This window comes from Bacteroides sp. AM16-13 (assembly GCF_003602705.1).
GTDB classification, from domain to species: Bacteria; Bacteroidota; Bacteroidia; order Bacteroidales; family Bacteroidaceae; genus Bacteroides; species Bacteroides xylanisolvens.
The window spans coordinates 1-22,461 of the sequence record NZ_QTLK01000042.1; the positions used below are offsets into that span (position 1 = coordinate 1).

The following is a 22,461-nucleotide window of genomic DNA, read 5'->3' on the forward strand; positions in this document are numbered from 1 at the left end:
CATGAAGCATCGAACTACCGTTATTCAGGCGATAGTTCGTTCATGGCACACTACACTTTTACGCCCCCGATAAGCCCGACGACTGCACCGATGGCGTATATCAGTTTAGTTCCGGGGTCGAAATAAGAACTCACCATAGAGGTGGCTTCGTTGATGCCCGCGATGCCGTTTCCCTGCGCGAAAGCGGAGGCGGTTGCGGCGATGACAAGTGCCGCGGAGAGGATTGCTTTTCTGTTTTTCAAGATGTTCTTGTTCATAAACTGTTCTTGTTTTTTGCCGTCAAAAGGGTGGATGGTCCTTTGTCGGGCGGTTGATACTTTGTTTCTTTACTTTGGTTTTAGTGGATGCCCGTTTGTTTCCACGGACGTGGGCGTGTCCGTTGCGGATGGGGATGCGCCTTGCGTTTCCTCGCCGCGTGGGTTGATGTCATTCTTTCATGTTCATTTCTTTTATTGTTGTCATACATAGTTGCGAATGTCGAACTCCTCGATGTTGTCCGGCACGACGAACTCCTTTTCAGATTTCTTCAGCCGAATCTCGATAAGCCCCTTGATGCGGATGCCTATCTCCGAAGAGCCTTCCATCATTTTCTCGTACAACTCCGTGCCCTCCATGTCGGTGAACACCTTAGCCGCCTTTTCACGTTCCGCCTGTGTCGCGTCCGGGTTTTTGGCGGTCTTGCAGGCGTCGTCAATCTCGTCAAAGCTGCTGCCCGAAGCCCGTGGCGTGTCCGAGGCGTCCTCTTCCGGTTCGTCGTCCCCGTATCCCAGTTCCTCCGGCGGTATGCTCGTGAAGGTCTCATCGAGTTTTTCCTCCGGGACTTGTGCCGGGCGGGATGCGTTTCCCGTTTTTCCGTCGTCAAAAGTAGCCTCTTCCTCCGACAGCTCAATGCCTTTTTCAATAGTGGCGGCTTCTTGCGTCGGTATGGCAGCGGTTGTCCGGGTGGATGCCATCCTGAAACGGCTCTTGCCGATGATGTCCGCCTTTTCCGCAGGGACTTCCTCGTGTGCCGCTATGCGTTTAGCCTCATTCCCGTCCAGTGACCGCCATAATCCGACAATGCCCTTGAAGAAGCGGACAATCCGCGTGTCCATGATGCGCTCGTAAAGGAGCAGGAACAGGAACCAGAGGTTGCAGCCGACCGATACCGCCAGCAGAATGTCTGTCATGCTGATTGTGTAATTCATATCCTTCCGTTTTTGGTTAGAATACTGAATTGTAATTTCGGGCATAAAGGCTCTTTATCGCATCTTCGCACTGGTTGAAGTGGTGCGTCAGCACATGGTCGATGTAAGCGGACAGCGTAAGCCGGTCATGCCCGATTACACGGGTGATACGCATGATACGCTCGTGGTACTCCGGGCGCACATACGCCATCTTCCCCTCACGTGCCTTTACTTCCGGGTCGCGGATGAACAGGCGTTCATAGTCCTTCTCACTGCATTTGCCGCTTACCGGGACAGGCGACAGTATTTCCACACTCGCCTGCACTTGGGTAAACATACCTCCGCAGTCTTGCTGTGGTCTTTTTTCATTCGGTGTCATTTCTTTTTCCATTTTCAAATCAGATCTTCACGTTGTTTCTTGTACAGTTCGTTGATTCTCTCCTTGTGCTGTTCCAGATGCTGGCGCAGCACGGTATCCACATATCCGCCTACTGAGATTTCCCCTCCGGCGATGTCGTTCACGATTCTGAGGATCTTGCCGTGGACGTCACGGCTGATATAGACACATTGGCGGGTCTTTATCTCGTTGCGGCGCAGGAATAGCTCGTTGTAGTCCTCGTCCTGCCTTTTCCGGCGTCCACTTTCCCTCTGCGCTTTTTCCCGTGTTACGGGTTGCACAGGAGATGGTTCCGGTGCGGCGGTGTCCTCTTCGGTCGGTGCAGCTGCGGGTACTTCCTGTGCGGGGCGCAGTGTCCCGTCCTGTGTGCGCCGCCCGATGGAGGCTAACAGCAGTTCCTCGTCGATGCCTTCCGTGTTCACTTTCCTGCTGCCCATGCTCACTGCGGTCTGATGATGTCGCTTATCTCTTCGGAAAACTCCCGGATGCCACTCCCTTTCAGCAGTGCCGTGTCCATCGGGAAGATGGTGGAGCGGAAAACGCTCTTGCGCTCTTCCGAAAGGTCACGGCGGAACTTCTTGCTGTCGGGCAAGCGGGTGGAAAGTACCGGAAAGCCCATTTCGGCTATCACTTCCTCGTAGATGCCGTACAAGTCGTTCCTCTCCCTGCCGTCCACCATCGTCCAGAACAGATGCAGCCCCTTTGTTTTCGCCTGTCCGGTAGTCATCAGCCTGTCGCGGAACATCGTGACGAATTTCAGGGTACTCTCCACGACAAAGCGGTCGGCACTCAGCGGAGTGAAAATGTAGTCCATCTGCGAGAGCGTCTTTATCACGCCGTTGCTTCGGAGTGTGCCGGGCATGTCGAAGAACACCACGTCGGGTTTCACGTCCTCAGTGGCAATCATCCTCTCGGCATCGTCGAGGGCGTTCACCGCATTGCTTTTGACGATGGTGTAGGCGTTCTTTTTGATCCGGCGGAAATGGTCGCAAGCGAGAGCCTTGAAGTAGGTGCTGCTGTCGATAAGCCCCATTTCGTGTTCGCGCAGCCCGTGGATGCTGTGCTGCGGGTCGTCGCAGTCCACGACGGCGACATTGTAGCCTTTCACGTTGTGCAGGTAGCTGGCGGCAAGTGCCGTGACAGTGGATTTGCCGATGCCACCTTTCTGTGTTGCGAATGCAACGAAGATTTCCTTACTCATAGTTCCATTTATTTTAATTGTTGATGATTTGTTTTTCTGTTTCCATACGGATTTGGCTGTCGCACCATCCGCTTCCGTGACTACACACGCAGGCGGGTCGTCGCGTATCCGGTTCTGTGGTGAAGCGGTGCGTCGGACAAATGGTGATTGACGACATTGCGTCATGAAGTCATTGAATCCATACGTCACCGAATTGTCGGAGAACCGGGTTTCCGACGGTTCGGGTATCCGTTTCGGCAAGTATCCGAAGAAGCGGATTTCCGGGTATTTGAATGTTCCGTTTATCATATCTTCAAATCGTTCGTTTCTTGAATCATGCTGCAAATAAACAAGTATATTTTGGAACCTGTATCACTTCTCCGGCAAGTGGCGGCACGTTGCGCCGGTTGGCAGTCATTGACCGGGTCAAGCATCTGTCCGATACCGCTTTAAGGGCGTAACTTTGCACCCGGACAGCAGGGTTCGCCGATGACGCGCGGCCCGGAGTCCTGAAAGGTATTTTCCCAATCCGTCCCCTGACGGATTTTTATGTTCACCTGAACATAGCAAGATGTCTTTTCAGCCGCTCAAAATATTTTGAGCAGCCACGAAAAGCACTTGCCCTTGCAGGGGGCGGGCTTTCCCTCCGAAGTCGGGAAGCCTTTCAGAACTGCGGTGCTGTAATCCGAAGCGGCGGCTTATGCCGTCAATCCGCTAAATCCAAAGTAATATGAAAGAGAAAAGGAAAAGCAAATCAGGGAGAAATCCCAAACTTGATCCGGCGGTGTACCGGTACACCGTCCGTTTCAACGAGGAGGAACACAACCGTTTCCTCGCCATGTTCGGAAAATCGGGTGTCTATGCACGGTCTGTTTTCCTCAAAGCGCACTTCTTCGGGCAACCGTTCAAGGTGCTGAAGGTGGACAAGACGTTGGTGGACTATTACACCAAACTGTCGGATTTTCATGCACAATTCCGTGCCGTGGGTACGAATTACAACCAAGTCGTGAAGGAACTGAGGCTGCATTTTTCAGAGAAAAAGGCGATGGCGTTGCTCTACAAATTAGAGCAACACACCGTCGAACTCGTGAAACTGAGCCGCCGGATTGTGGAACTTTCAAGGGAAATGGAGGCAAAATGGTCGCAAAAATCAGTGTAGGAAGTTCGTTGTACGGCGCGATTGCCTACAACGGGGAGAAGATTAACGAGGCGCAGGGGCGGCTTCTCACCACCAACCGCATCTACAATGACGGTTCGGGAACGGTGGACATAGGCAAGGCGATGGAGGGTTTTCTCACCTTCCTGCCACCGCAGATGAAGATCGAGAAGCCGGTGGTGCATATCTCTCTCAACCCGCACCCGGAGGATGTGCTGACCGATATTGAGTTGCAGAATATCGCCCGCGAGTATCTGGAAAAACTCGGTTTCGGAAACCAGCCTTATCTTGTATTCAAGCACGAGGACATCGACCGCCACCACCTGCACATCGTGACGGTCAACGTGGACGAGAACGGGAAAAGGCTCAACCGGGATTTTCTCTACCGCCGCAGCGACCGTATCCGCAGGGAACTGGAACAGAAGTACGGATTGCATCCGGCAGAACGTAAAAATCAGAGATTGGATAATCCGTTGCGCAAGGTGGCCGCATCGGCAGGTGATGTGAAGAAGCAGGTAGGCAACACCGTGAAGGCTCTGAATGGGCAGTACCGTTTCCAGACGATGGGCGAATACCGTGCGCTCCTTTCCTTATATAATATGACGGTGGAGGAAGCGAGGGGCAACGTGCGCGGACGGGAGTATCACGGGCTGGTCTATTCCGTCACGGACGACAAGGGTAACAAGGTGGGCAACCCGTTCAAATCCTCGCTTTTCGGGAAGTCCGCAGGCTATGAAGCCGTACAGAAGAAGTTTGTCCGTTCCAAATCGGAAATCAAGGATAGGAAACTGGCAGACATGACGAAACGCACCGTCCTTTCCGTGCTGCAAGGCACTTATGACAAGGACAAATTTGTATCCCAACTCAAAGAGAAGGGCATCGACACCGTACTGCGCTACACAGAGGAAGGGCGCATCTATGGGGCTACCTTCATCGACCACCGCACGGGATGCGTGCTGAACGGTTCGCGCATGGGTAAGGAGCTTTCGGCGAATGCCTTGCAGGAACACTTCACCCTGCCATACGCCGGACAACCGCCGATACCGCTATCCATCCCTGTGGATGCTGCGGACAAGGCACACGGGCAGACCGCCTACGACAGTGAAGATATATCGGGCGGTATGGGCTTGCTCACTCCCGAAGGTCCGGCGGTAGATGCCGAGGAAGAGGCTTTCATCCGGGCGATGAAGCGCAAAAAGAAGAAAAAACGCAAGGGCTTGGGTATGTAATCAGAGTATCAACAATTAAAAAATCAATGTATGTCACAACAAGAAGACGATTTGAGGGCATTGGCGAAAATCATGGATTTTCTGCGTGCCGTGAGTATCATTTTAGTGGTCATGAACGTGTACTGGTTCTGCTACGAAGCCATCCGGCTGTGGGGCGTGAACATCGGCGTGGTGGACAAAATCCTTCTGAACTTCGACCGCACGGCGGGGCTGTTCCATTCCATTCTCTACACGAAGCTGTTTTCCGTCCTTTTGCTTGCCTTGTCCTGTCTGGGTACGAAGGGTGTCAAGGGTGAGAAAATCACTTGGGGGAGAATCTGGACAGCATTTGCCGTCGGGTTCGTGCTGTTTTTCCTGAACTGGTGGTTGCTGCCCCTGCCGCTGCCGCTTGAAGCGGTGACGGGACTGTATGTCCTTACCATTGGAACGGGCTATGTCTGCCTGTTGATGGGTGGTCTGTGGATGAGCCGCCTGTTGAAACACAATTTGATGGAGGATGTTTTCAACAACGAGAACGAGAGTTTCATGCAGGAAACGAGGCTTATCGAAAGCGAGTATTCGGTCAATCTGCCGACACGTTTCTATTACAGGAAACGCTGGAACAACGGTTGGATCAATGTAGTTAATCCCTTCCGTGCGTCCATCGTGTTGGGTACGCCGGGCAGCGGCAAGTCCTATGCCGTGGTAAACAATTTTATCAAGCAACAGATTGAAAAGGGCTTTAGTCAATACATCTACGATTTCAAGTATCCCGACCTATCTACTATTGCCTACAACCATTTGCTGAACCACCCGGACGGCTACAAGGTAAAGCCGAAGTTCTATGTGATCAACTTCGACGACCCGCGACGCTCTCATCGGTGCAATCCCATTCACCCGGATTTTATGGAAGATATTACGGATGCCTATGAGAGTGCCTACACAATAATGCTCAACCTCAATAAAACGTGGGTGCAAAAGCAGGGCGACTTCTTCGTGGAGTCACCTATCATTCTGTTTGCCAGTATTATCTGGTATCTCAAAATCTATCAGAACGGGAAGTTTTGCACGTTTCCCCATGCTATCGAGTTTCTGAACCGCCGTTACGAGGATATATTTCCGATACTGACCTCTTATCCGGAGCTGGAGAACTACCTTTCGCCGTTCATGGATGCGTGGCTTGGAGGGGCTGCGGAGCAGCTCATGGGTCAGATAGCGTCGGCAAAAATCCCGCTTTCGAGGATGATTTCACCGCAGCTCTACTGGGTGATGTCAGACAGCGAGTTTACGCTGGACATCAACAATCCCGAAGAGCCGAAAATCCTCTGCGTGGGTAACAATCCCGACCGTCAGAATATCTACGGTGCGGCACTCGGTCTGTATAATTCCCGTATCGTGAAGCTCATCAACAAGAAGGGGATGCTGAAGTCATCGGTCATCATCGACGAGTTGCCCACAATATACTTCAAAGGGTTGGACAATCTTATAGCTACCGCCCGAAGCAACAAGGTTGCCGTGTGTCTGGGCTTTCAGGATTTCAGCCAGTTAGTGCGTGACTACGGGGACAAAGAGGCGAAAGTGGTGATGAACACTGTCGGCAATATTTTCTCCGGTCAGGTGGTGGGGGAAACAGCCAAGACGCTCTCCGAGCGGTTCGGTAAGGTGTTGCAGAAACGGCAGTCCATCTCCATCAACCGGCAGGATGTTTCCACCTCCATCAACACGCAGATGGACGCGCTCATTCCACCGAGTAAGATTTCCGGGCTTACGCAGGGAATGTTTGTCGGTTCTGTATCCGACAACTTCAACGAGCGTATCGAGCAGAAGATTTTTCATTGCGAGATTGTGGTGGATGCCGAAAAGGTGAAACGGGAAGAAAGTGCCTACAAGAAAATTCCCGTCATTACAAACTTCACGGACGAGGACGGCAACGACCGCATGAAGGAAACGGTGCAGGCGAACTACCGGCGCATCAAGGAAGAGGTGAAGCAGATTGTGCAGGAGGAACTGGAGCGTATCAAAAACGATCCGGTGCTGTGTAAACTGCTACCAGATAATGAGACTGTCTAACAAGTCCCCAAAATTGAAAATTATCCCTATCGAAGTTTGAAGTGACCCCCAAAAGTTGGATACAATTTTTTTGGGGGGCACTTCAGTTCTGACGGGTAAAATCGTAAAATTCGGACTTGTTAGACAAATACTTACGCGGTTTCAACCTCAGGTACTGAATCTATCGAATTGACAAATTTAACCAATTGCGGATCTGAATCTTTTTGTATGAGGTTTCGGAGACTCTTTTTCAATTCATAAGCATCATCCCCTGCTGTATTTATTAAATCCATATAAAAATCTTTGTTTTGCAGAATCAATGAACGGCATGCCCCATCGGAAATTACAGGTTTCACTATTTTATCAATAACGTCTCCAGCTTGACTTTTCAAATTACCATGCGATCTAAGCCATGTTTCGAAAAATTGAAACTTTATTGCATTGATAGTCTTTTTACCGATGCAGAAATCATTTCTTATATCGGTAACTGTCGATTTAATTTTTCGTTTATCCAATCTTTCAACTATATTCTTGAAACAATTAGGGAAAGGATTCAAACTTTGAGTTCCAGAAGCAATATCCATCAGAATCTTTTTGCCAAATTCAGTCAAGTTATCTGGCAAGGATTTGATTTTAGCCAGTAAATGTTTTATTGCGACAAACCAATAATATGATGTATGTGCTGTTCTTTGGGCGTATAATGTATCAACACTTATTTCAGACAACGCTTCGAACGCTATTTTATTGATATGATCGGTCAGGACATTGCTTATTTTAGTGGTCAAATCGTAAAAAGATGCGTCAGGAATTACATCTTTAATATTGTTCTTAGTGATATACTTATCCAAATCGGTATTCCACTCTGCTAAATGCTCGATAAATACCTCATCCGTTACACCTATTCTGTTCTTAATATCTTCAAATTGGGGCAATATGTCTGAGAGCAATAATTTATAGCCAAGTTTATGATTTACCATGTATTGTAGTGTTTCATTTAATAGCGGTATATTCCATCCCACACTATTTACTAATAAGTCTCCATGATCCACATAATAGTCCATGAGTTCTGCAACATATTTTATATCTCCACCCTCTATTAAGGAAACGGAATGACCATGTGCCAATTGCATGGCGACTAAATCGTAATATCCAGACTCTTTAATGTTTCGGCCATCAGTTTCTAATTCAGAATGCAACTGATTTATGTAGGTTGAATCTAACGTTACAGGTAAAGGTCTTTCTTCGTCAGATGCCAATAAACGATAGGTTGTAAATATAGCCCCTATATTATCTTTATTTACATTCTGTTCATCAATGCAATTCGTGATCGCTTGCAAAAGCGTTGGAAACGTATAGGTAGAATTATCTTTTAACGTTTTTACAATATCTGCATGGTCGAAATTATCGGGTAGTAAGTTTGCCAAATAATTATCGAGCGCCTCCGAATTTGTTGCTACTTGATAATATTTATATGCTTTAGTTGTCGCGTTATCCCGATAGGCAGCATCTGTTGCATTTGCAGCTTGAATATAATCGATAAATGTATTTGGCTTGACTGTTTTTGCTTCAATCAATGACGTAAAATCGCACGCCAACTTATTTTGCGCAATAAACCTGTCTATTGCATCTAACGTTTTGAAATAGTCGCCGCCATTGAAGTCATTGAACCGAACTATCTTCTTATATAATTGAGCAATCACATGGTTTTGGCTTTCCGTGTCTAAATGCAACAGCAGTTCTTGGTATTCGACAGGGAACACCTGCTTCTCTATGGATTCTTTTAATTTCAATTGTGCTATTCTTTGCCATACACGCAGAATAACATCGCTCTTTCGAGTTAATTTATGCAAACAATGTATAATCTTATCGATAAGCGCATTGTCCATACATTGTATAACTTCTTCTAATACAGTGTCAAATTGTTTATTAGTCTCTGCATATTGATTTATGTCGTGGTCTTCTTCTCCGTTGATGCAGCCTTCAATATATTTTTTCAATGGAATTTGTCGAGCATCTTCAACATCGACACCATATACCAAAGCTGCAATTTCGCGTTGTGTTTGCAGATCATTGTTAATTATTGTTTGAATGCCATTCAGATAGTCGCCGGACAATATTTGTTCTACTGGATTTGCCAGAATATCCGTCTTCTTCAAACAGAACAATGCTATGTTTATCATCAAAATTTCGTTACACCACTCTTGTTTAAGAGCGACCATCTCATTGATATATGATATAATTTCCCTAACATTGGCATTAGGATTTACCAATCTGAATATCCGATTTATAGTTTCTTTCGCTTCATTTTCTGTTTCTCCAAATGCTTCAACAAACAGTTTGTTGAATATACTTCGATAGTCGGTAATAACAGGAGGAGCAACACGATAAACAATAGGGAAAGTTTTATTGATAAAATACTTGGTCAGTTGTTTCGTTTGTTCGTCGGTCTCATCTCCGAATGCACAAGCTAAATGTGTTTCATCGAAAGGAATAACAGCCCAAACATTTTCAAAACCGCTATCGGCGAAGAACGTATGGATAGAAGACCATAATTCTTTTACTTTTTCAGCGGGGAGACGATCCATGTTGTCAAAAACAAGGACTAATTTACGTTGTCCTTTTTCCTTGATAAAATCAGAAATGTCTTGCATCCATGTTTTGAACTCGTAAACCGTTGGTTCGTCTTCGCTCAAAGTCTCATAGCAAACGTCCTTTTCGACTTTATCTTGATAAATAGCTAACATATAACTCCATCCATATTTATGATCTTTGCTATATGCCCATTTCCAAACGCACAATGCAATAAGAACTGGCAGTGCAGCTATGATAATAGACAATAAAGAAAACCACCATGTTGTGGGTGTAGGTTTTACTGCATACGCAATAAATGTAAATATCGGAGTTAAAACTGCAACCAAAAATGCCGCAACCATACCATTACTGATAAGGGGATATTTTTCGGTTACGGTCTCCGTTTTACGGGCTAATAAATATTTCAGCTTTTCAGACCATGATACGGTTTTCGTACCTCCACCTTTGACTTTTATTGTTGCATTTCCAGATAGGATACCATCATCAATAAGTTTGCTTGTAAGCAATTCCAATATAGAGCGGCGTTGCAAGTCCTCTTGATGTCCCCATGCGTCATACTCAAAAAAGTAATAGTCGTCTGATAATTCACGTTCCAACATTTTAACCACGTTGGATTTTCCAGATCCCCAAATACCTTCGATGCCGATAATTCGAGGTAAAGTACATTCCTCATCCAATGAATCATTCTGACAAAAATGGCGAGCAATAGTTTTTGCCAACCTTTCTTGCGAACCTCCATCGAATTTGTCAATACCACACGGTTTATTTTGGATAAACCGCGGATATTGCTGTTTGGATTGTAGTTTTGTTTCCATATACGTAATTTATTGATTATACGAACTCCAAATAATTCTCCCGATTTACCACATGAAACTCGGCATAGGGATAGGCTTCTTGGAAGGCTTTCGGTGCGGCCGGCATTTTATTTCCCCACTTGAACTCCAAGGCGGTAAGACTGTCGGCACTCTCCTCAATCAGGTCGATTTCCTGTTTGTCGTAGGTGCGCCAGAAATAGAACTCCCTGTGCAGTCCCTCATTGAAGTTCGCTTTGCGCCGCTCTCCGATGATGTAGTTCTCCCACAGCGCACCGACATCCTGCCGAATGGCCAGCGGTGAGAAAGCCCCGATAATGGCATTGCGAATGCCGTTGTCGTAGAAGTACCACTTGCCAGCTTTTGTAACCTCCTTGCGTAGGTTACGCGAATAAGCCCCCAGACGATAGATAACGAAGACCTTTTCCAATAGGTCGAGGTATTTTTCAACGGTCGTCTTGCTCATGCCGAGTTGTTTACCTAACTCTTCGTAAGAAACTTCGCTGCCCAACTGAAAAGCTATCAATCGCAGTAGATCGCGCATCTTGCTCGAATTTTTTAAGCCGTCAATTGCTAAGATATCTTTAAGCAGGTATGCACCGACAATATCACGTAGGTAGTCTGTTTTACGTTCATAGTTCTCCATCATTACTACTTCGGGATAGGAACCGTAAATCAAGCGCGCTTCGAGGTTCTGGCGGGTTTCAAGTGCCGTTTCCGTCTGTGCGATTTCCCGTTGCGAGAATGGTGTAAGGAGAAATTGCGTACTGCGGCCGACCAACGGTTCACCAGTCTTATTCAGCAAATCGAATGACGAAGAACCACTTGCCAAGACACTTATTCCCGGTATTTCATCAACTATCAACTTCAGAATACTACCGATTTGTGGTATGTTCTGTGCCTCATCAATAGCCAGCAAATCAATACCATCCAATAAATGCCGATAATTGGCTATTGAGCGATTCTCCAATAGTGCTAATGTGTCGTAGTCTTCGCCGTTGAGCATCATCGTCCTACCTGAATAGTTGTCCACAATTTTACGCATCATTACCGTTTTACCAACACGGCGAGCACCAAAAATCAGTACTGCTTTATTGGGCGCGATTCGTGCTGTAATCTTCTCTTGAAGTATTCTATTTACTGTTTCCATACCTTATAAAATATAATGCAAAGATAATCATATTTTTTTAATTGGCGAATTTTACAAAAAAAACGGGCTATTAAATGGCGATTTTTACAACCACAATCTTATGGAAGTTGTTTCATTGTTTTTAGTAATGATATATGTTCATACTATGATGACTCAATAATTTACCAGACATACGTTTCTGAAATTTGTCCTTATAGGAATGAAAAACTCACATATATTGTGCTAATTAATATATAATTAAATGAAAATAAAAAGACAGGATACGAGTATTCCTGTCTTCTCATATGTAATGGATATTTTTTTATTTTCTCATCCGCTCCAACTCCTCATCACGCAACATTCTCTCGTTCAGTTTTTCCTGCATCCTGTCAATGAAATAGGTGCGGCTTTCGTTCTTCCGGCGTTTGATATCAGTGTAGAAGCGGTAGCAGTCTTTAGAATCAACCCCGAATATCTTATAGAGAAGTGGGGCGAGCTGTTTGAGCGGCATATTGCCGTTGTTGATGCAGCCCATCACGTCTATGCCGTAGATAAGTTCCACGAGGTCGATGGCATTGCCCGTCCATTGAAGAAGGCTGGCGGTGGTTTCTGTTGCGTTGTTGGCGGATATTAGTGGTGGCACTTGGGGCGTGGCAAGGAATTTCTGCATCTTTCTTACGAAAGACAGAGCCTTGCTGACGTAGGCGGCAATCTCTCTTTTTTCTTCTGACAGATTACGTACGGGATGGTGCTGCAACTCGATTTCGATGTAGGCAAGCGCGATGACGGTAAGGTTCATGTCCATGCCGCCGTTGCACAGTTCGATCACTTGGGTGGCGAAAGCCGTGTATGCCGTTTCCATATTGCAGTCGCCGGCTTCGTTTATCAGGCGGAAAAAGTCGGTTTCCGCCAGCAAGAAATAATTCATGGTTCTGTCAATTTTGAAAATTACACTTTGTTTTCTGCGTGCGCACATGAATATAATTGGCAAAAAACGCGGCAGAAAATAAAAAATCCAACACTCAATTTTACAAAGTGCTGGATTTCAGAGGTATAAAATTCAGTATTTTTTCACAAGGACAAATTATCTCCGACTTAAATTGTTTGTAATCGGAACATTTATTCTATTCCTGAAAATAGAAATGTATGCTTGCCGCACATTTTGGCTATCTTGCTTTTTTATCAAGGATATAGATAATGCGACATACACCGTTGGGATAGCTTTTCAAAGAGGAAAGCGTCCAGTGTTGCTCTGGCAGAGCCGACTTAAAAAAATGTCGTCCGCTTCCGGATATGAAAGGAACGGTGTATAGTATGATTTCATCCACAGCGTGCATCCGCAGCAGTCCGTTTATATAGTCTGCCGTGTCCGGTGTGGCTTCCGCGAGGTAACGGATGTTTGTGCAGTCTTTTCTCCATTCGTGCAGCATTGAAATGGAATAGTCCGGTGTCACACGGTAAAAGGCTTTCTTCCTGATTTCATCAAGACCGCAACGGTCAAGGCACAAATCCTGATGTGCTTTATCATATAACTCTGAAGAAAGACATCCGTCCATCGTCAGTACGGCGAGAATCTGAACTTTACCCATAATCGTTTCCTTTCGTTAGGCAAGGGTAAAAAAGTAGCGTGCAATTCACACTACCTTCAAGCGATGGCTCTGGTAAAGCCTTTACGGAGAGTACGTGAATGCACGCTATGCGTAAGCATAGCATAAGCATCACGCAATCGTCTCCGTAGTTCCAATTTACCAGATTTTCGCTTGAAACGCCTTGCGGTCTTATCCTATATGTTGGCGGCGAAAAGCTCCTGCCAATCGCCGTTTTTCTCAAATGTTATGCAAAGATAGCCAAATTCAGTGAATTACGGGCTATGATTGCTTGAATTTATATTTAAGTCCATACTCTTCAAGTTTGCTGTATAGTGTTGTCCTGCCTATGCCGAGCAGTTCTGCGGCGACACTCCGGTTGCCGTTTGCCTGTTTCAACGCACGCAATATCCGCTCCTTATCCTCCGCGTCATTGCGCAAGGCGAAGCTGACAGTAGAGGTCGGTTTCGTCACGGCAAGTTCCAGATGCTCTTTCATGACAACACCTTCCTGCGCCTGCAATACAGCACCCATAACTTTCTGCCGAAGTTCCCGCACGTTGCCCGGCCATGCGTGTGTCAGCAACGCTTTACGTGCTTCGGAACTGAACCCGCTCACGCTACACTCCAGCTCTCTGTTTGCCATATCACGGAAGAACTCTGCCAGCGGCATAATGTCTTCTTGACAGTCACGCAACGGAGGAACGGTTATCCCGAAGTCGTGCAGGCGGTACAGAAGATCCTGCCGAAAACGCTTTTCATTCACCGATACCTCCAAATCTTCATTGGTAGCAGCGATGATGCGGACATTGAAATTCCGGTCTGCCTTGTCTCCGACCGGGCGATACCGCCTCTCCTGTATGGCACGGAGCAACATCTGTTGGGTTTCCAACGCGAGGTTTCCTACCTCGTCCAGAAACAACGTGCCGCCTTCCGCCTCATGGAAATATCCTTTCTTGGCATTGTCCGCACCTGTAAATGCACCTTTGACGTGTCCGAAGAAAGCCGACGGTGCAAGCTCTTTGGAGAGTGAACCGCAGTCCACCGCCACAAATGGCTTGCCTGCACGTTTGCTCTTGTCATGCAACAGGTGGGCAATATGCTCCTTGCCCGTGCCGTTCTCACCAAATATCATCACGCTCATATCGGTGGCGGCTACCAGCCTTATGCGGTGCATGATTTTCTGAAAGGCGGAACCTTCACGGGCGAATATAGGCATACGGCGTTGTCCTGCCTGACGTTCTTTCAGTATGGAACGGATCAGGGGGACAAGTTTATCCTCCACAAGCTGTTTGGGAATATAGTCTATCGAGCCGAGTTTCATGCTTTCCACGGCGGTATTAACTTCGGCGTAGTCGGTCATAATGATGAAGGGCTGCATCTTTCCCTCCTTTCGCATCCAGCACAAAAGGTCTATGCCACTGCCGTCAGGCAGACGCAGGTCGGCAACCACGATATCATTATCTGTTGCCTGTTGCAGATGTTTCTTCGCGGTTGAGAGGTGGTAAGCCTTCATATTGCGGTAGCCCTCCCGTGACAGCATATTGCAGACATATTCGCAATACACGATGTTGTCTTCCACCACAATTATTTTTGTCTTATTCATCTTCGTATTTTCTCCTTTCCTCTTCTGCCAACCGTATTATTTCCACTCCCTTATCCAGCACGGCAGTCACGGCATGGCTTAACGCTTCACCATCCGGGAGAGCATCGCCACGAAGCAATCCGTAAAGTACATTCAGCGGTTGGTCGGCACGGAGCACCTCCCACGAACTGCGCAGGTGGTGGATCAGGGAATCCAGCTTTTGCAGGTCTTTTTCTTTTGCTGCATCCCGTACCGCCTGCATTTCCTTTTCTGTTTCAGTTATCAACTTTTCCAGCATGACGGCTTCATTGCCATAGGACAATAAGGCGGAAAAGTCCGGTTTCCCGTCCGGTGTCGCTTTTATGGCACACCTGTCGGAAACCTCCATCAGTTCCGATATGGAGAACGGTTTGAACAGGCATCCGGCAAAGCCTTTTGCCAATAGTTCCCCTTTGTTACAACTGCCCGAAGCGGTTGCCACAACCACCGGGATTGTTGGTGAATTGCCCACGTTGGACGAACGCAACAGTTCCAGCAATTCGAAACCGTTTATATCGGGCATATTCAAGTCTGTCAGCAACAGGCTGTATTCTTTCTGGCGTATCATTTCCATCAGTGCCGCAGCATCGGTGCAAGTGTCGCAGTGTATTCCTTCTTGGGAATACATCTCTTTCAGCATCAGAAGTAATACCTCATCATTGTCAATGGCGACAACATCATGGAATTTATTGTTATGATAAACAGGTGTATTGCTTGTATATCCAAGCTGTTCTTCAGCTTCCTGCATAGAAATTTCAACTGTGAAACGACTGCCTTTCCCTTTCTTGCTGTCTAAACGGATTGTTCCGCCAAGCATCGACACAATATTACGCATTATGGCAAGCCCAAGCCCGAAACCCTCCTTTGCGGCGGCATTTGATAGACGTTCAAACGCACCGAACGCTTGTTTCTGTTCCTCTTCTGTCATGCCTGTACCTGTATCTTCAACGACCAGTGTCAGAACTCCATTATCATATTCAGTAATCAAAGAAACACCGCCTTCTTCTGTGAACTTGACAGCGTTTGACAGCAGGTTATTCCCGATTTGTATTATTCGCTCTTTGTCGGTCAATACAATGGCATCGTGTCCAGTCTTCACGGACAAGGACAGCCCTTTGTTCACGGCAACAGGCATGAACTCCGTTTCAAGTGTGTGCGTGATTGCTGAAATCCGGCAGGGTGACAGACGGGGCTGTTCCTTGCCGTTGTCCAGGCGGAAGAAGTCAAGCAAAGTGTTAAGCATATCCCGCATACGGTCGGAGGATTGCAGTATGTTTTGGATATACTGCCCGGACTTATCCTCACACTGTTCTTTCCGTATCAGTCCGGCATAGCCTGTTATTGCTGTCAGCGGTGTGCGCAGTTCATGGGTGATAGTATGTACCGCCTTCTTCCTTGACGTTATCAGTGCCTCGTTCCGTTGTACGGATTGTTCCAGTTGCCTTATCAAATCAGTTGTCTTGTGCTTGTATTGTTTAATGCTTTTTGCATCACGATGTATGATGATGTAGGAAATTAACAACAATAGAAGAACGAATCCCATTAAACCGCCTACTTGCATAAATGACTTTTCACGCATGGCAACTATTTCGTTTTCCCGGCTTTGCAGTTCGGTTTGTACCTTTTCTTCTATTTGGCAAATCAATTCTTGCAGTTGTCTGTTAAGTTCTGCATTACGAGCTGCAAGGCTGTCGGCTTGTTCCGACAATTGGCGATCCTGCACTTTCTGTTCGCTGATTACGTTTCTATTGACCGAATGAAGGATAGTGGTTGATACTGCTGGAGTTACTTCCTTTTTTTTGCCGAATATGCCTAAGAAACCTTTTCGTTTTGGCTTTTTGGACTGTTCCTGCACACTTTTCTGTACAATAACCGGAATTTGATTGGCTATCTTCTTGTTAATAGATTGTTGTTCATCCATTAACCGGACTATCTGGAACATCTGTCGTTCCTTATCCTCTAAAAGACTGCGCACACTATCGATGCGCTCTGCTGGATAGGTGGCCTTGAAACGGCAGAGCATACTGTCCATTGCCATACGCCGTGCATGGTAATGCTCGATATCTTTATCGTTCCATTCCAGTATTGTTTCACCCAATAGAGAAAATTTTATCATTTGAATATTGATATTGTTTATTTCTTTTCGGAGCTCGTCTATTTTTTTATTGCCAAGTTCTAATGCTTCTATCTCCTGCCATTCATAGAGGCTATTATATGCCATACATCCGATAAGAATGGAGATAAGTATATATCCCAACCGTATTGCCTTATAGAAATTTCCTGACCGCTCCATTATTTTAATGACATTGATTTTTGGAACATGAATAAAAGTTTATCTTTTTCGTTCATGCGGATATTATCAGAATAACCGTCTTTTGTTATTTGATACCCACATGGCTTAACCATAAAAATGCCTAAGCCCTTAGTGTACGAACTTACTTCTGAGGCATAGTCTTTACTTGTATTTAATGGAACTTTCCCTTTAATATGACACCACTCATTATTACAACTGATGTCTTCAATCTCAGACATCAGTTTTTGCAAATCTGTAATAGCTTTGGAACTCGCTACTTGGGGTATCTGCAACTCAAAACAGAGCATCGGTTCGAGAATGTCCACACCTGACTGTTGCAAAGCCAGCCTGAAGACATAAGGGGTCAGCTGTCTGAAATCAGCAGGTGTACTTACCGGGCTATAATACTCGGCTTGAGTAAAAGTTACTTTCAGATCTGTCACTTCCCATCCATGTAAACCAGATTGGCAAGACATACGAATCCCTTCAAAAACGGCATTTTGAAAAGAATGGTTCAGATAACCATAGGAGATGTCACTTTCGATTTGCAACCCTGCCCCTAACGGTAAGGGTTCAAGAGTCAGCCCTATTGTGGCCCAGTAAGGGTTGGGTGGTACTTCGATCTGAATAATCTTATTGACCTTTTTTATAGGTCGTTCTTTGTAGATAGTCTTGATCTCATCAAAATGGACCTTTACGGAAAATCGTTCTTCCAGCAATGTCTGTATGATTTCCTTTTGGGTCAAACCATATAACGAGATTTCCAATTCATCACTATATGAGTTTATGGAAAAGGACAAAGACGGGTCTTCAATCCACAATGTATTCAGAGCGGATATCACCTTGCTTCTCTCTTCGGGCTTATTTGGCCGGACGGAGGATTTGAGAGCGGGATGCTGATGAGATAATCCTTGAATCAAACAAGGTTTAGCACCTAAATAATCTCCGATTCGAAAATCTTCTATATCTTCTACAATCGCGATATCATTGGCACCCACTTCATCAACATTTATCTCTCTGCCCTGATAAATAGTCTTTAGATTTTTAATCTTGATGAATTTTTCCGAATCGTTGATTCTTACAACGTCTCGAAGTCTCAGACTTCCGTCAATTATTTTAAGAAAACTTCTTTTATGCCCTTTGGGGTCATGCTCTATCTTATAGAGATAAGCTGAAAGTCTGTTTGAGACTGATGCCGGAGGAAGTATAAAAGAAGAAATGGCGTCCAACAACTCATTGATACCGATATTGAACATTGCTGATCCATGTAGCACCGGATAGACTTTGGCTTTTGCCACAAGAGCGATTATCGTATTCCAATAATCAGCCGGTGAAATTTCGCTATCCGCCAAATATCGTTCTAATATATCGTCGTCATGGTTGCATACAAATTCTTTGTATTCTTCCTTTATATATGTTTGGGAGCAAACCGGATAAACCGATCCATCGACAACAGTTTGCATAAACAGGACATCTTGCGACAGATTTGTTTTTATATCCATATACAAACGCTCCAAATTCACACCGGCACGGTCAATCTTATTGATAAATATAATTGTCGGGATTTGCAGCTTTTGTAAAGTACTGAACAGCAACTTTGTCTGCGCTTGTATGCCTTCCTTTGCGGATAAGATGAGGACTGCTCCATCAAGCATTTTGAATGTCCGCTCCACTTCCGCAATAAAATCCATGTGTCCCGGAGTGTCAATGATATTGCATTTCACTCCATTCCAGATAATAGATGTCGTAGAAGCCCGGACAGTAATTCCTCTACGTTTCTCTATATCCATAGAGTCCGTTATGGTGTCACCATTATCCACACGGCCGCACTTTTCCGTTGCTCCACTGGCAAACAGCAGATTCTCGGTTACGGAAGTTTTTCCTGCATCAATGTGAGCAAGAATTCCTAAATTTATAATATTCATTTGGATTAAGCAATAATATACTACAGTAGATGCATTGTCGAAACGCACCTTTTAATACCTCCTCGTAGCATATGAGAACTACAGGATTACTAACTCGTATTAATATGTATATTATTACTGCCGCATAACGATTACAAAATTACACAAAAAAATATATCTAACAAAAGTGGGAGGATTTTTTAACTTTTTACCATAGACATTTTATTAGGGAAGCGTAGGTTCAACTGGCAAGTACAAATAAGTAGAAATGTTTGAACAACACCGTTTTAGGAAGTTGAAAAATCAAGTTTCTCTCTCGGTATAGCGTTTATTTTGGCCAATATCTTCTTTAGTTTAGCATTTGTGTATTTCCCATTCGTGTTCTATTTAGCTCCTTATTATGAGTATGTAGCAAGTTACTTATCAAATTCAGCCTCTTTGAGGGTCAAATATGGTTTTGCAAATGGTGACTGACAAGACATAAACAAGGTCAGCAGGAATTTTTTACATAAATGGACATGAATGTATATAACCTAAAATAAGAATAAATTTTAATAAGGGCTGCCCAAAAAGAAAAAAATGCAGTTGCCATCCTATAGATACTTGCAGAAAGGATAAAATTTACTTTTAGACCTTTTGGGATAGCCCTTATTAATACTTCAGATAAAATTCCTTAGGTTATATTTTCAATCCTTTGGACCGGGTTTCCTCCTTGGCATACAGTCCCGGACGCCCGATTATGACATGGTTGGCAACGATACTATCCGCCGGACTGCGTATCTGCGGCGGTGCATTTTCGGGATATTGCGCCTGCCTGTTCCTCACATCTTCCGCTTCCGGCTTGAGCTGTTGCCCTTCATTCTCCTTTTCTGCGACTTCGGGCGTGGGTGGCGCAAGCTCCAGCTGAATTTTTCGGTCAAGGGCGGCAAGTTCGGACTTCAACTGCTTCAGCTCGTCCTCCTTCTTCCACACCTTACCCGCTATCTCCTGTAACTGCGGTATCTCCATCTCCAGCACCTCGTTCTTCGCCTTGTACTGGTCGATGATGGAGGGTATCCTCTCCATCGCGTTGAGGAAGTTGCGGGCGGCGGCCAACGGGTCAGCCATCGCCAGATGCCCGTTGTTGTAGGTGTACTTGTAGTTCCCCTCGACCACGAAGCGGTTGTCGGTGAACTCCAATCCCTCTTTGAGTATCCTTTCGCTCACCACCTTTATCGGAAAACCGTAAAGTTCACCGACCTGCGTGTACAACCCTCCGGTCGTGGCATTCTTGGCTATCTCCTGCAAACGCTTTCCGATGACCTTCTCATCGGCGGAATCCACTCCGTCCACCTTTATTATATTAAGGCGGTTGCCCTCCTTGTCGGTCTGCACCACCGACAGGAAGCGGTTCCAGTCCTCCGTCATGGCATCTATGAAAGCCGTGTTGTTGCGCAACTCGCCGGTCTTTGACTCCAGCTTGAACTCCGAATCACGCTTGCCCTTGTTGAACGACTTGCGTTCCCCTTCGAGCGATGCGATCCGCTTTTCCAGTTTCGCCTTGTCCAACAGGTCGGTATTGCCGGAGAGCAACGCCATGTATTCCGAGAAATTCATGCCCGATTTTTCGTCCATTGCCCCCTCGTCGATGGTACGCGCACCCATCGCACCGCTTTTGAGCTGGCTTATGAAAGTCTGCTTGCAGTGCAGGAGGTTGAACTTGTAGCTGTCCAGTGACTTCTCCACCGCGTAGATGATTACATCCACGTTGTTCCCGGCGAAATGTTTGGCAATCTCATTACCTGCCCTAACTCCGCGTCCGTCACGCTGTTGCAAGTCGGACGGTCGCCACGGCGTATCGAGATGATGGATAGCCACACACCGTTTCTGGGCGTTCACACCCGTTCCGAGCATAGAGGTAGAGCCGAACAGCACACGCACCGTCCCGGCGTTCATGGCGTCTATCACCGCCTTCCGCGCCTTGTCGGTCTTGCACTCCTGAATGAAGCGCACCTCGCTTGGCGGTATACCGTAGTCCTCCGTCAGTTTGCGCTTGATTTCCGAATAGACGTTCCACCCGTCGCCCGGCTGGTATGTCCCCAAATCAGAGAAAACGAACTGCGTGCCTTTCTGGGCGTCGTATTTTTGATAATACTCCGCGATCATCTTGGCACAGTGACTCGCTTTGTTGTCGGGATGATCTTCGTAATTCGGGTCTATCATGCGCATGTCGAGTGCCATTTTCCGGGCATAGTCCGTGGCGATGAGCATCTTCGCCTTTTCTTCCGTTTCCGAAAGCGGCAGCCTGCCCAACAAGGTGGCATCGCCCGTCTTGGCGAACTGCATCAGTTTCTGTATGAAGTCCTCCTGTTCCGGCGTGGGCGGTATATGGTGCAGTATCTCGTTCTTGGCAGGACGGTCAACGCCCACATCCTCCGCCGTGCGGTAGTCCGTGATTTCATTATAGAAGGCGGCAAGCTCCGGCACTTTGATGAAGTAGCGGAAACGCTCCTTCTGGACCACATTGTTCGTCACGTTAAATTCAAAATCCGTCGTCTTCTTGGCAAATATCGCCGCCCAAGCGTCGAAACACCTTATGTCCTGCCGTTCCAGCTCCTTCGGGCGCAGGTACTTGAACAGCAGGTACAATTCAGTCAGTGAGTTGCTGATAGTCGTGCCGGAGAGGAAGGTCGCACCCAAGTCTTTTCCTGTGCGCTCCTGTATGGTGCGTATGGCAAAGAGCATGTTAAGTGCCTTCTGGCTTCCCTCGCTGTTTCCCAATCCCGCCACACGGTCGTGGCGCGTGTTGAAAGTCAGATTCTTGAACTGGTGGCTCTCATCTATGAAGATGTGGTCGATGCCCATCTGCTTGAAATCCACCACGTCGTCCGTGCGTGACTTTATGGCGTGTTCCACCTTCTCCAGCTTCGCTTCAAGGTTGTGCTTGCGCTTCTCCAATCCTTTCAGCATCGCCCGCGACACGTTCTTTCCCTGCTGCCGTAGCACTTCGAGGTTTTCCTCCACCGTGTCAAGCTCTGCTTGCAGGATGCGCTGCTGCAATTCCGGCGACTGCGGTATCTTGCCGAACTGGTCGTGCGACATGATGACGCAATCGTAGTCGTTGTTCTTTATATTATTGAAGAAGCGCACACGGTTGGCGGTCGAAAAGTCCTTCTCCGAAGCGTACAGAATACGTGCGTTGGGATATGCCGCCTGATAGGTGGCTGCAATCTCCGCAACGTTGGCTTTCAGCCCGATAATCATCGGCTTGTGTGCCAAATTCAGACGCTTCATCTCATGCGCGGCGATGCACATTATCAGCGTCTTACCGGTTCCACAGGCTAAGCACATCGCGCCTTGCCGTCCTTTCGGACGGTAGGTTTCAAT

Annotated in this window: 16 protein-coding genes and 1 pseudogene; 4 read left to right on the forward strand and 13 right to left on the reverse strand. The window is 46.5% G+C overall.

The features are described from left to right. Positions 1 to 53: 53 nt before the first annotated feature. The 5 genes and pseudogenes from DW173_RS22580 to DW173_RS22600 all read right to left on the reverse strand — a co-directional run. Positions 54 to 257 (reverse strand): annotated as a pseudogene (locus DW173_RS22580) (DUF4134 family protein); the annotation flags it as partial. 201 nt (positions 258 to 458) lie between these two features. Further along, positions 459 to 1,187 carry a hypothetical protein gene (locus tag DW173_RS22585; RefSeq protein ID WP_004304280.1) on the reverse strand — a complete coding sequence of 243 codons (729 nt, stop codon included), beginning with the start codon at positions 1,185 to 1,187 and terminating at the stop codon, positions 459 to 461. Between the two features lie 16 nt (positions 1,188 to 1,203). Beyond that, the gene (locus DW173_RS22590) at positions 1,204 to 1,557 is read right to left on the reverse strand and encodes a DUF3408 domain-containing protein (RefSeq protein ID WP_004291505.1); all 354 of its coding nucleotides are present in this window, start codon (positions 1,555 to 1,557) and stop codon (positions 1,204 to 1,206) included. Between the two features lie 2 nt (positions 1,558 to 1,559). After that, positions 1,560 to 2,000 (reverse strand): DUF3408 domain-containing protein, encoded by a 441-nt coding sequence (locus tag DW173_RS22595; RefSeq protein ID WP_004291503.1) that lies wholly within the window; start codon positions 1,998 to 2,000, stop codon positions 1,560 to 1,562. A 2-nt stretch (positions 2,001 to 2,002) separates the two neighbouring features. Further along, positions 2,003 to 2,929 carry a ParA family protein gene (locus DW173_RS22600; protein WP_005783105.1) on the reverse strand — a complete coding sequence of 309 codons (927 nt, stop codon included), beginning with the start codon at positions 2,927 to 2,929 and terminating at the stop codon, positions 2,003 to 2,005. Between DW173_RS22600 and DW173_RS24250 the strand changes: the two genes are divergently transcribed. The 4 genes from DW173_RS24250 to mobC all read left to right on the forward strand — a co-directional run bounded on the left by DW173_RS24250 (position 2,928) and on the right by mobC (position 7,177). After that, positions 2,928 to 3,092 (forward strand): hypothetical protein, encoded by a 165-nt coding sequence (locus DW173_RS24250; protein WP_196029218.1) that lies wholly within the window; start codon positions 2,928 to 2,930, stop codon positions 3,090 to 3,092. The two genes, DW173_RS22600 and DW173_RS24250, sit on opposite strands and share 2 nt — an antisense overlap. 381 nt (positions 3,093 to 3,473) lie before the next feature. Continuing rightward, positions 3,474 to 3,902 (forward strand): conjugal transfer protein MobA, encoded by a 429-nt coding sequence (gene mobA, locus DW173_RS22615; RefSeq protein WP_004291488.1) that lies wholly within the window; start codon positions 3,474 to 3,476, stop codon positions 3,900 to 3,902. Further along, entirely contained in the window at positions 3,881 to 5,128 is a 1,248-nt protein-coding gene (gene mobB / locus DW173_RS22620; RefSeq protein ID WP_004291483.1) for a conjugal transfer protein MobB, read from the forward strand. Before mobA ends, mobB begins: the two co-directional genes overlap by 22 nt. Positions 5,129 to 5,158: 30 nt before the next feature. Next, positions 5,159 to 7,177, forward strand: coding sequence for a conjugal transfer protein MobC (gene mobC / locus DW173_RS22625; RefSeq protein WP_004291482.1), 2,019 nt, complete (start codon positions 5,159 to 5,161; stop codon positions 7,175 to 7,177). Positions 7,178 to 7,308: 131 nt separating this feature from the next. Here the strand turns inward: mobC and DW173_RS22630 are convergent, their stop codons facing one another. The 8 genes from DW173_RS22630 to DW173_RS22665 form a co-directional block, all read right to left on the reverse strand. Continuing rightward, a complete protein-coding gene (locus tag DW173_RS22630; protein WP_004291481.1) occupies positions 7,309 to 10,563 on the reverse strand; it encodes a P-loop NTPase fold protein in 3,255 nt (1,084 codons plus the stop codon). Between the two features lie 16 nt (positions 10,564 to 10,579). After that, positions 10,580 to 11,710: an ATP-binding protein gene (locus DW173_RS22635; RefSeq protein WP_004291480.1), complete on the reverse strand. Its 1,131-nt coding sequence runs from the start codon at positions 11,708 to 11,710 to the stop codon at positions 10,580 to 10,582. Positions 11,711 to 12,011: 301 nt separating this feature from the next. Continuing rightward, a complete protein-coding gene (locus DW173_RS22640; RefSeq protein ID WP_004304269.1) occupies positions 12,012 to 12,617 on the reverse strand; it encodes an RteC domain-containing protein in 606 nt (201 codons plus the stop codon). Between the two features lie 238 nt (positions 12,618 to 12,855). Then, entirely contained in the window at positions 12,856 to 13,278 is a 423-nt protein-coding gene (locus DW173_RS22645) for a dihydrofolate reductase family protein (RefSeq protein WP_004291474.1), read from the reverse strand. A 279-nt stretch (positions 13,279 to 13,557) separates the two neighbouring features. Then, entirely contained in the window at positions 13,558 to 14,880 is a 1,323-nt protein-coding gene (locus tag DW173_RS22650; RefSeq protein WP_004291471.1) for a sigma-54-dependent transcriptional regulator, read from the reverse strand. Next, positions 14,873 to 17,191: an ATP-binding protein gene (locus DW173_RS22655; protein ID WP_004291467.1), complete on the reverse strand. Its 2,319-nt coding sequence runs from the start codon at positions 17,189 to 17,191 to the stop codon at positions 14,873 to 14,875. Before DW173_RS22655 ends, DW173_RS22650 begins: the two co-directional genes overlap by 8 nt. Beyond that, the gene (gene tet(Q) / locus DW173_RS22660) at positions 17,191 to 19,116 is read right to left on the reverse strand and encodes a tetracycline resistance ribosomal protection protein Tet(Q) (protein WP_004291466.1); all 1,926 of its coding nucleotides are present in this window, start codon (positions 19,114 to 19,116) and stop codon (positions 17,191 to 17,193) included. Before tet(Q) ends, DW173_RS22655 begins: the two co-directional genes overlap by 1 nt. 657 nt (positions 19,117 to 19,773) lie before the next feature. After that, positions 19,774 to 22,461: helicase-related protein (locus DW173_RS22665; protein WP_255421381.1), on the reverse strand; the 2,688-nt coding region annotated here is incomplete at its 5' end.